Source organism: Hungatella sp. (assembly GCF_046966825.1).
Genome location: NZ_JBKVCZ010000192.1, coordinates 1 through 9,154 on the forward strand (window position 1 = coordinate 1; position 9,154 = coordinate 9,154).

Annotated in this window: 6 protein-coding genes; 2 read left to right on the plus strand and 4 right to left on the minus strand. The window is 49.5% G+C overall.

The features are described from left to right. Window positions 1–78: 78 nt before the first annotated feature. Genes ACLTD4_RS31315 through ACLTD4_RS31325 form a run of 3 tightly spaced genes read right to left on the minus strand, consistent with a single transcriptional unit; the run spans window position 79 to window position 5,515 of the window. Window positions 79–1,743, minus strand: coding sequence for a Na/Pi cotransporter family protein (locus ACLTD4_RS31315; protein ID WP_412331857.1), 1,665 nt, complete (start codon window positions 1,741–1,743; stop codon window positions 79–81). After that, window positions 1,743–2,831: a sporulation integral membrane protein YtvI gene (gene ytvI / locus ACLTD4_RS31320; protein WP_412313731.1), complete on the minus strand. Its 1,089-nt coding sequence runs from the start codon at window positions 2,829–2,831 to the stop codon at window positions 1,743–1,745. The genes ACLTD4_RS31315 and ytvI overlap by 1 nt, the downstream gene beginning before the upstream one ends. 20 nt (window positions 2,832–2,851) lie before the next feature. Then, window positions 2,852–5,515: a cation-translocating P-type ATPase gene (locus tag ACLTD4_RS31325; protein ID WP_412313732.1), complete on the minus strand. Its 2,664-nt coding sequence runs from the start codon at window positions 5,513–5,515 to the stop codon at window positions 2,852–2,854. A 711-nt stretch (window positions 5,516–6,226) separates the two neighbouring features. Here ACLTD4_RS31325 and ACLTD4_RS31330 point away from each other — a divergent pair. Beyond that, entirely contained in the window at window positions 6,227–7,021 is a 795-nt protein-coding gene (locus tag ACLTD4_RS31330) for a cache domain-containing protein (protein ID WP_412331858.1), read from the plus strand. Window positions 7,022–7,139: 118 nt separating this feature from the next. After that, on the plus strand, window positions 7,140–7,346 hold the full coding sequence (locus ACLTD4_RS31335) for a hypothetical protein (RefSeq protein WP_412331859.1): 207 nt from the start codon (window positions 7,140–7,142) through the stop codon (window positions 7,344–7,346). Window positions 7,347–7,784: 438 nt separating this feature from the next. Here the strand turns inward: ACLTD4_RS31335 and ACLTD4_RS31340 are convergent. Further along, the coding region (locus ACLTD4_RS31340) for a PcfJ domain-containing protein (protein ID WP_412331860.1) at window positions 7,785–9,154 on the minus strand (1,370 nt) is incomplete at its 5' end.

Genomic DNA, 9,154 nt, shown 5'->3' on the forward strand with positions numbered 1-9,154 from the left:
CCACCATCCCAAACCATACAACAGCAGCACTTATAACCAGCAGCAACAGCATAGCCGCCAGACTCTTTCTTCCAGGTTTCATAATTTCTCCTTTTCACTTACAGGGAGCCGGTCCGTCTCCTCCAGGCCGGCCCAGGCGCGTGCTATATTTAATACATGATCTCCAATCCTCTCAAAATCCGTCAAAATTTCTGAATACAGAATGGAAGTCTCAACATGGCAGGTTCCCACGCCCATACGTTCCATCTGGTTCAACCGGTACAAAGCTGCCTTATCATCAATCTCCTGCTCCAGCAGAGCGGCTTCCTCCGCCAGATAGCCCGAAGCAATATAATCCGCGTTGCAGAGCAGCCGCAGGGCGCACCTGCAGGACTGCCTCATTTCCGCCAACTCGTCCGACGCCTGATCTGACAGCTCCAGTTTCCGGTCCATCATGTTTTTGGCATATCCCGCCAGATTTTTTGCGTGATCTCCGATACGCTCTATGTTGCCGATAACCGTGAACATGTGGCGCAGGGCTTCCACCTCAGCCGGGGAATGCTCTGCCTGGAGAACCTTTGAGATTTTCCGCGACAGCCGTGCATTCAGCAGGTCGATTTCTTCCTCCCGCTCCAGGATTTTTTCCAATTCCGCCTCGTCCCTGTCCCCGAATGTCAGAAAGCCCTTGTCCACATTTTCCGCAGCCAGGGAAAGCATCCGCCCGATATCCTCCTTCAACTGTTTTCTGGCAATTACCGATACCCCCAGCACATGCTCTGACTCCAGCAGATCCTCAAACCAGCGTTCCTCCTCCGCCTTTCCCATGGCCTTATCAGGCAGAAGCCTTCCTGCCAACTGGGCAAGCTGTGCTCCAAATGGCAGCAGCAAAAGCGTTGTCACAATATTAAACAGCGTGTGCATGTTGGCAATCTGCGCCGCAGGATTATGTGGCGTAAAACTTCCCACCAGGCCTGTAAGCGGCCAAATGATACAGACAGCCGTAAATACAGCTGTTCCGATTACATTAAACAACAGATGGATCAGAGTCGCCCTCTTTGCGTCACGGCTCGCTCCAATAGAAGCAAGCGCCGCCGTAATGCAGGTTCCTATGTTCTGTCCAAACAGCACAAACACCGCGCTGTCTAAACCGATCAGACCACTGACAGCCAACGCCTGGAGGATTCCCACGGAAGCGGAGGAGGACTGAATGATGGCTGTAAAAACAGCTCCGGCCAAAATTCCGAGCAGCGGATTTGAGAACCGGGTCATAAGGTTGACAAATGCCTCCGATTCACGCAGAGGAACCATGGCCTCCCCCATCATGCCCATGCCGATAAACAGGATTCCCAGACCGGCGATAATACCGCCGGCAAACTGGACATTTTTCCTTTTTACAAAAAGAACCAGCGCCACGCCAATAAAGGTAATCAGCGGGGCCAGCTCGCCGATATCAAGAGCAATCAACTGCCCCGTGACCGTGGTTCCGATATTCGCTCCCATGATAATCCAGACCGCCTGCCGCAGCGTCATAAGCCCGGAGTTGACAAAGCCCACCACCATAACTGTAGTGGCGGAAGAGGACTGAATCACCGCTGTGATAACGGCGCCCACGCAGACACCCAAAAAACGGTTGGCGGTCAGGCGCTCCAGGATATGCTTCATACGGTTTCCCGCTGCCGCCTCTAAATTGACGCTCATCATCTGCATACCGTATAGAAACAGCGCCAGACCGCCCAATAAGCCAAAAATCATACCCACACTCATTATTTTTCCTCCGCCATCTTAAATACTTTTATAGCTCCCTTTTCGTTTAAATGGCGCAGCAGCGAAAGCCCGATTGGAAAACCAAACAGACCCAGGACACCAAACAACTGCGCGCCGACAAACATGCCCGCCAGAGTTATCACAGGGTGTACCCCTATCTGGCTGCCGACAATCTTCGGCTCTAAAATGTTGCGGACCACCGTGACAAACAAATAAACCAAAAGAAGCCCCAGCGCCAGCGGATAATCTCCCTGCAGAGCCGTGAGAACCGTCCATGGAATCATGATGCCTCCGGTTCCCAATACGGGAAGAATATCAAAGAGCGCAATCAGGAACGCAATCAGAACCGGGTTTTCCACCCCTATGACAGACAGTCCCACCGCCAGCTCCACAAACGTAATGGTCATAATCAGCGCGTAGGAACGGATACACACAAGTAAGGTTCCCACCACATATTCTTTGATTTGAAAAAATATGTCCTTCGCTTTTCCGTTAAGCTGCATCAGGCAAAATCCGGTCAAATGGTGATAATCCAATGCAATAAAAAACGTAGAAATAATCACGAGCAGCATTTCAATAAATAAGCCGGGTAAGGAAGAGGCAAATCCGGAGATATGCCCCATAGCGTCCATGGACAGGCTTGAAACCATCTGCCCCGCCGACTGGACAAACTGGGTTTCCAGTTCCATGAAGGCAGAAAGAAGTGTATCGTCTATCCGGAAAATCGACTGCTCAAAACTGTCGAAAGAACTGATTAAAGCCGGCTCCACATAATACGCGTAGATATCCGGCAGGCTGCCAATGAGTTCCTTTGCCGCGGAAAACGCCTTGACACCCAGCAGGAAAATCAAAAACCCGATGGTGCTGTAAAACAACAGCACCACTAGAATCGCGGCTGCCTTCCAGCTTAGCCGGAGCCTTTTTGACACAAATCCAATGGGGCCATTTAAGACCCATGCAATCAAAAAGGCTGCCACAAACGGGGAAAGCATGGACAAACCATATTTCAACACCACAAAAGCCATCAAAAACAAAATTGAAAAGTATGCAAAATGAATAATAAACGCTCTTCTTTTCTCTGTTTTCATACTTCACCTCCTCGTAGAAATCATCGTTTCTCTCTTTTTCTGGCGCGTTTCACCCACTTCACGGCTTCCATCTGCACAATGGACATAGCGGAAAGCCCCAGGACAGTGAGCCACTGTGTTCCGGTTAAATAAGTCAGCCGGAAAGCGCTCTGCAGCGCCGGGATAAACAGGATACACGCCATCAGACCGGCTGATATCAGGAACGATACAACCAGCCACGGATTCGGACCCTCCGCCCGCACCCAGATGGGTTCGGTGTTGGACCTCTGGTTAAACGCGCGGAGCATCTGGGAAATCGCCAAAACGCTGAAGGCCATGGTCTGGCCGGTGGTATGGCTGCCCTGACCCGCTCCGATAAAGTACGCGGCGATTGTCATAGCCGCCACGAAAATACCCTGTCGTATCACCCTGGCAATCAAGTCGCGCTCAAACAGCGTTCCCGCCTTCACCGGCTTATGCTTCATAATATTTTTGCTGGCCGGGTCAACGCCCAGGGCCAGAGCCGGCAGCGTGGCTGTCGCTAAGTTCACCCAGAGGATATGCACCGCCAGGAGCGGAGCGTCCCAGTTAAACAAGGTTGCCAGAAACAGCGTTGTAATCTCCGCTATATTTCCCGCCAGCAGGAACTGGATAACCTTCTGGATATTCCGGTAGACGCGGCGTCCCTCCTTAATCGCGTAAGCAATGGTGGTAAAGCTGTCATCCAGAAGAATCATGTCCGACGCTTCCTTTGCCACGTCTGTTCCCGTCCGCCCCATCGCCACGCCGATATCGGCGGCTTTTAACGCCGGGGAGTCGTTCACGCCGTCCCCTGTCATGGCCGCCACTTCACCGTTCCGCTTTAAAGACTGGATAATCCGCAGCTTATCGGCCGGGGATACCCTGGCAAAGACCGTGGCGTGTTCCACCGCCTGGTCCAGTTCTTCCTCACTCATGGCGGATAAGTCCTCACCGGATATCACGGTGTCGCCCTCCTGCCAGATGGAAAGCTCTTTTGCAATGGCAAGGGCGGTCACCTTATGGTCGCCTGTAATCATGATGGTGCGGATACCCGCGTTCCGGCAGGTGCGGACGGACTCCGCCACTTCTTTTCTCGGCGGGTCAATCATACCCGCGACACCGATGAAGGTCATATCAAACTCAATATTTTCTTCCTCGTTTTCCGGCAGACGCTTCAGGGTTTTCATAGCAAATCCCAGCACGCGCAGGGCCTTCTGTGACATGGAATCACACATTTCCTGAATCTGCCTGATATCAGCCTGCGTAATCGGCCGGACACCTTTGGACGTCATAATCCCAGTACACAGGGGCAGCATTTCATCCACCGCGCCTTTTGTATAGGAAACCAGCTTCTGATTGATTTCATGGACGGTTGACATCCGCTTTCTTTCCGAATCAAAGGGCTGTTCAAACAGCCTCGGATACGTCTCTTCCAGTTCTTCATGGTCAATCCCGAACTCCTGGGCCAGGAAAATCAACGCGCCCTCCGTGGGGTCTCCAATGATTTCTCCCTCGTGGTCCGGGTCCAGGCTTGCGTTATTGCACAGCGCGCCGGCGTAGACCAGCTCCCGGTATACGTCCGGGTGCTCCTTACCGGCATTTTCAACCGGTGTTGTCCTTCCCGCCTCAAAATCCCCGTTCACCGCAATCTGGGTGACGGTCATCTGGTTTAAGGTCAGAGTTCCTGTCTTGTCGCTGCAGATTACCGTGGCGCTGCCCAATGTCTCCACCGCCGGCAGCTTCCGGATTAAGGCGTTCTGCTTTGCCATTCTCTGGACGCCCAATGCCATAACAATGGTTGCCGTGGCGGGCAGCCCCTCCGGGATAATAGAAATTGCCAGAGAGATTGCTACTAAAAACTGGGGAATCAGCGGCCTTCCGTAAAACGCGCCGATTGCAAAAATAAGGGCGCATACAATGATACCAACAACAGTCAGTGTCTTGCCCACCGCGTTCAGCTTTCTCTTTAACGGGGTGTCCAGTTCATCCTGGTTCTCTAAAAGTCCGGCGATATTGCCGACCTCGGTATCCATGCCGGTTGCCACCACCACGCCGGTTCCGTGTCCGTAGGTAACGATAGACGAGGTGTACGCCATGTTCACCCGGTCTCCCAGCACACACTCTAACGGCATGGTCTCCCTGGCGTCCTTTTCCGACGGAACGGATTCTCCCGTAAGTGACGCCTCCTGTATTTTTAAATTAGCTGATTCGATTAACCGTAAGTCTGCCGGAACCATGGCTCCATCATCAACCAGGACAATATCTCCCACAACCAGTTCACTGGCCGGCACAATGCTTTCCTCCCCCTGGCGCAGAACTCTGGCGTTAGGCGCGCTCATTTGTTTCAAGGCTTCGAGGGAGCTTTCCGCCTTCTTTTCCTGTACAATCCCGATTACCGCGTTGATAATTACAATCGTCAGGATAACGATTGCTTCCGTCCATTCCTGAAGCACAGCGGAGAAAACCGCCGCGCCAATTAAAATCAGCACCATAGGGTCGGTGATCTGGCTCTTAATCATCTGCCAGATTGTTTTTTTCGGTTTCTGGCGCAGCTCGTTGCGCCCGTAATGCTCCAGCCTATCGGCCGCCTCGGCATCGCTAAGTCCTTCTTCAGAGGTGTGTAACGCTTTGTAGATTGCCTCCGGCTCTGATGCGTGCCAAGGCAGTCGCTTGTGATTTTCCATATAGGAAAGACCACTCCTTTCTTTTTTGAGATATGATTTGTTATTTATTCTAAGTCAGAACACAAAAAGACATAGCCCGCGCCATTATCAAAGAGCGCAGGTTATGCCTTCCATGTACTGAAGCTTATTCCATTGATTTATATTACTATAACATCGGGCAGCGTCGCTATCGGCGTCGTCCATATAGAGCAGGGTTCCTTTCTGAATAAAAACTGGTTTCAGGTGTTTTATTGGCATTATATGAGGATGGGGCATCTCCTGTCAACAGACATCATGTAATTTTAACAAATATTTAATACTTCCATGACAGATTTTCTGGTTACATGAAAACACATTGACCGGGCAGGTTATGCCATTATATAATAACTGTATTTACTGACAGCTTCACTGTATATAAGACAGGAGAACTACCATGCGATTTTATAAAAGGCCCTTGTTCGCCATAGGCGTCTCACTTTTTCTGGTACTGGCAGTCATTATCATAACCACCTTGATTTATGGTAATTCTGTCCACTCTGCCCTAAAAGAAGAGACTGACACCTATATGGAAGAATTGACCGAACAAAGCGCCAGACTCATTTACGAACGCGTAAAAAGCGACCAGACCTATTTGGAGGGCCTGGCGGCTTCCATCAGCGAGCTTGACATGCCCCTTTCCTCTCCAGGTACTTTAAGCATATTGAGCCAATGGATTTATAACGCTTTAAATGGATGGCTGTTGCGGACGCCGATGGCACGCTCTATGTTCCGGGTTATCCGGAAACGCCGGATATCTCCCGGGAACCCTACTTTCAAAGTGGGATTCTTGGCGAGTCCTCCGTCATGTGGCTGCCGGAAATTGACGGCAAAAGTGAAAAGCTGGTAATATCCGTCCCGATTCATGACAACGGGGAGCCGGAAGGCGTGCTGCTTGGGCGGTATTCCATGGAAAACCTGGCCGAGCTGTTCACAATCGGCGCATTTGATGGAAAAGGATATAATTATGTCATGAAATCAGACGGCGGCATTATATTCCGGGCTTTAACCGATTCCACTGCGTCAGAATATAAAACCCTTGATGAAATTGCAGACAACACCTCCAATACCCTTACTCCGGGCGATGTAGACGCTATACTCCACAATATGGAAACCGGCGCCGGCGGCAGCATCACCTATGAAAGGGACGGCCAGGAGCGCATTATGAAATATATTCCAGTAGGAATTAATGACTGGAATTTAGCGCTGGTGATTCCCTCCGATGTAATTGACGCAAAAGCGCAGGCTATTATAAAAAGCACCAGCTTTTACAGCGGCGTCATGATATTGTCATTTTCATTCATAGCAATACTCATTTTCTACTTAAAACACCAGAGCCACAGAGCGCTGCAGAGGGCTTACCAAAATATTGAATCCATTTGCCGGACCGTCCCCAGCTCGGTGGTGCAATTCAAAAACGACCGCGATTATTCCATTCTGGGTGCAAATAGCCTTTTATCATTTCCTCGCATATACGCCCCAGGAATTTGATAAGCGGATCGGGAGTTTTCTGCTCCCCATTATCCATCCCCAGGACCGTGAATTTCTTTCGGCTCTGCCGGACGGACTGTCCGCGCATGAATTCCGGGTGCAGGACGCTCACGGTCAGATGAAGTGGGTTTACGGTAATTTTGACTGCTCAAAGGACTCTCAAACAGTTTTGTGCGCCTTTTTCGATATCAGTGAACAGAAAAAGCTGTTGATGAGCGCCGAGCAGGAGGCATTGATTGATCACTCTTACCGGGTAAAAAACAGACTGGCGGTAGAAAAGAAGCTGCCAGACTGCTTTGCGCGGCAGAGGCTGCGGGGGCCTTAATGATATTTGACTTAGATAAATTCAAGCAGATCGACGATACGCTGGGACACCCGGAGGCGACCTCGTATTGCGAAATTTGCCCGCTGCCTGCTGGAAGTCTTTGGAAGTGATAATTTGTAGCCCGCCTTGGGGAGATGAATTCATTGTATATTCAGACGATACGTTAACGCAAGAAGCTGCGGCACAGAAAGCGCGGCAGCTCATTGATAAAATGGCCCTGCAGATGGGAATGGCAGAAAAACGCTGCGGTTTTAGCTGTGAGTATTGGCATTGCCTTCTATCCGTCGAACGCCGGCAGCCTGCCGGAGTTAAGTAAAGCTGGCAGACCGGGCGCTTTTACCGCGCAAAGCATAATGACGGAAGTGTTATATGTTTTATTCGGAAATAAAGTAATCGTCAAGGGAAAAGGCTGTTCGTGCCTTTTCCCCGTCCTGTATTTTAAGCTGCCAACTGCTCCGCTGGCGCCATTACAACCTTCTGTTCCCAAACCTTTAAAAAAAGCTTAATCTGAGGGGTTGGCGCCTTGTTGCCAAACATACTCACCTGACCGACCTCCGCCCCATTCAATTCAACGGTACAAAGGGGCTTGTCCGGTTCGCTGACCTTGCGTACAAAGAAAACCAGGCACTTTCTTTTTACTATGCTTTTTACATAAGTTCCTATACAATGATGGAGCTTGTGCCCTTCTTCCATTATTTCTTTCACTGAGCGCGGAAGAACGATAAAATAACCATTCTGCATAAAGGTATACTGGCTATTCAGCTTTTCATAGAGCTTTTGAATTTGATTTTCATAGGCCTGAGCTTTCTCCTTATCCGATAAATCATTGACCTTATCATGCGCCTTTGAAAGATTGGCAGGATAGAGGACAAAGCTATTGCTTAAATCGTATTCCAGAGCCTCACACATACTGATATAGTCTCTGTAGCTGTTCAAAAGGGTTTCCATATCATAAAACACTGTCTGATCGGACCAGCTTCTCCTCTGATACTTGTCAAATTGTTCATTGGCATAACGGATCAGCTTATATGCAGTCATATATTGTAAGGGAACCGTCAGGTTTTCCAACCGGCCGACCTTATGCCTTGTACACCAGGTAAATAGCTGTTCATCTACAGGAATATGGTTCTTCAAAAACTTTTTGATAAGAGTCAATTGTTTGCTGCCCGGATTAATTCTCCGAAGCAGCGGAAGATAGCTTTTACCCAGACCGAGCACCCCATAGATGCTCTTACCTTTTTTATTAATAGCATAATCCAGCATATAATAGTAATAGTTTGGGTTTACGAGTTCCTCCGCCAATCTGTATAATCCCAGCTTTACCAAATATTCCAGCATGGGATAATCCAGAAATCGTTTCAGATAATCAATCACATAAAACGGCGATTTGTCTGCCTGATAGTAATTTTTAAGCTGAGAATATTTCCAGGGGGTGTTATCCAGCACCAAGTCCAGATTCCTGTCATACAGGTAACCATTGTCATCCGCATTAAAATTATACTGCCATTTGCTGAACACCGGACGATTACCTTTTTTCCATGGTGTAATATCCTCGCTGTAGAATTGCTTGTAAAAGTGTTCTGAACTTGCAGCACCTTTACGGTCCAAGCAAATAAATATCCTGGAGCTTTCATAAATATCCTCTTCTGGAACGTCGGCATTTGGATATCTGCGGTATATTTTAACAAAACGTACCACCAGCTCTGTATCTGATATCCGCTGAAGGACTTGTAGCGTTTCCCTGTCCAGTACATTTCCACGCCGCCCCCGGCTTTTATAAGTTACCGCCTTTTTACAAAGCGGACAGC

What these genes read in the sequence shown, in the direction of transcription:
- ACLTD4_RS31315 (WP_412331857.1), bottom strand. Translation starts at nt 1,743, where the DNA reads ATGAGTGTGGGTATGATTTTTGGCTTATTGGGCGGTCTGGCGCTGTTT.
- ytvI (WP_412313731.1), bottom strand. Translation starts at nt 2,831, where the DNA reads ATGAAAACAGAGAAAAGAAGAGCGTTTATTATTCATTTTGCATACTTT.
- ACLTD4_RS31325 (WP_412313732.1), bottom strand. Translation starts at nt 5,515, where the DNA reads ATGGAAAATCACAAGCGACTGCCTTGGCACGCATCAGAGCCGGAGGCA.
- ACLTD4_RS31330 (WP_412331858.1), top strand. Translation starts at nt 6,227, where the DNA reads ATGGCTGTTGCGGACGCCGATGGCACGCTCTATGTTCCGGGTTATCCG.
- ACLTD4_RS31335 (WP_412331859.1), top strand. Translation starts at nt 7,140, where the DNA reads ATGAAGTGGGTTTACGGTAATTTTGACTGCTCAAAGGACTCTCAAACA.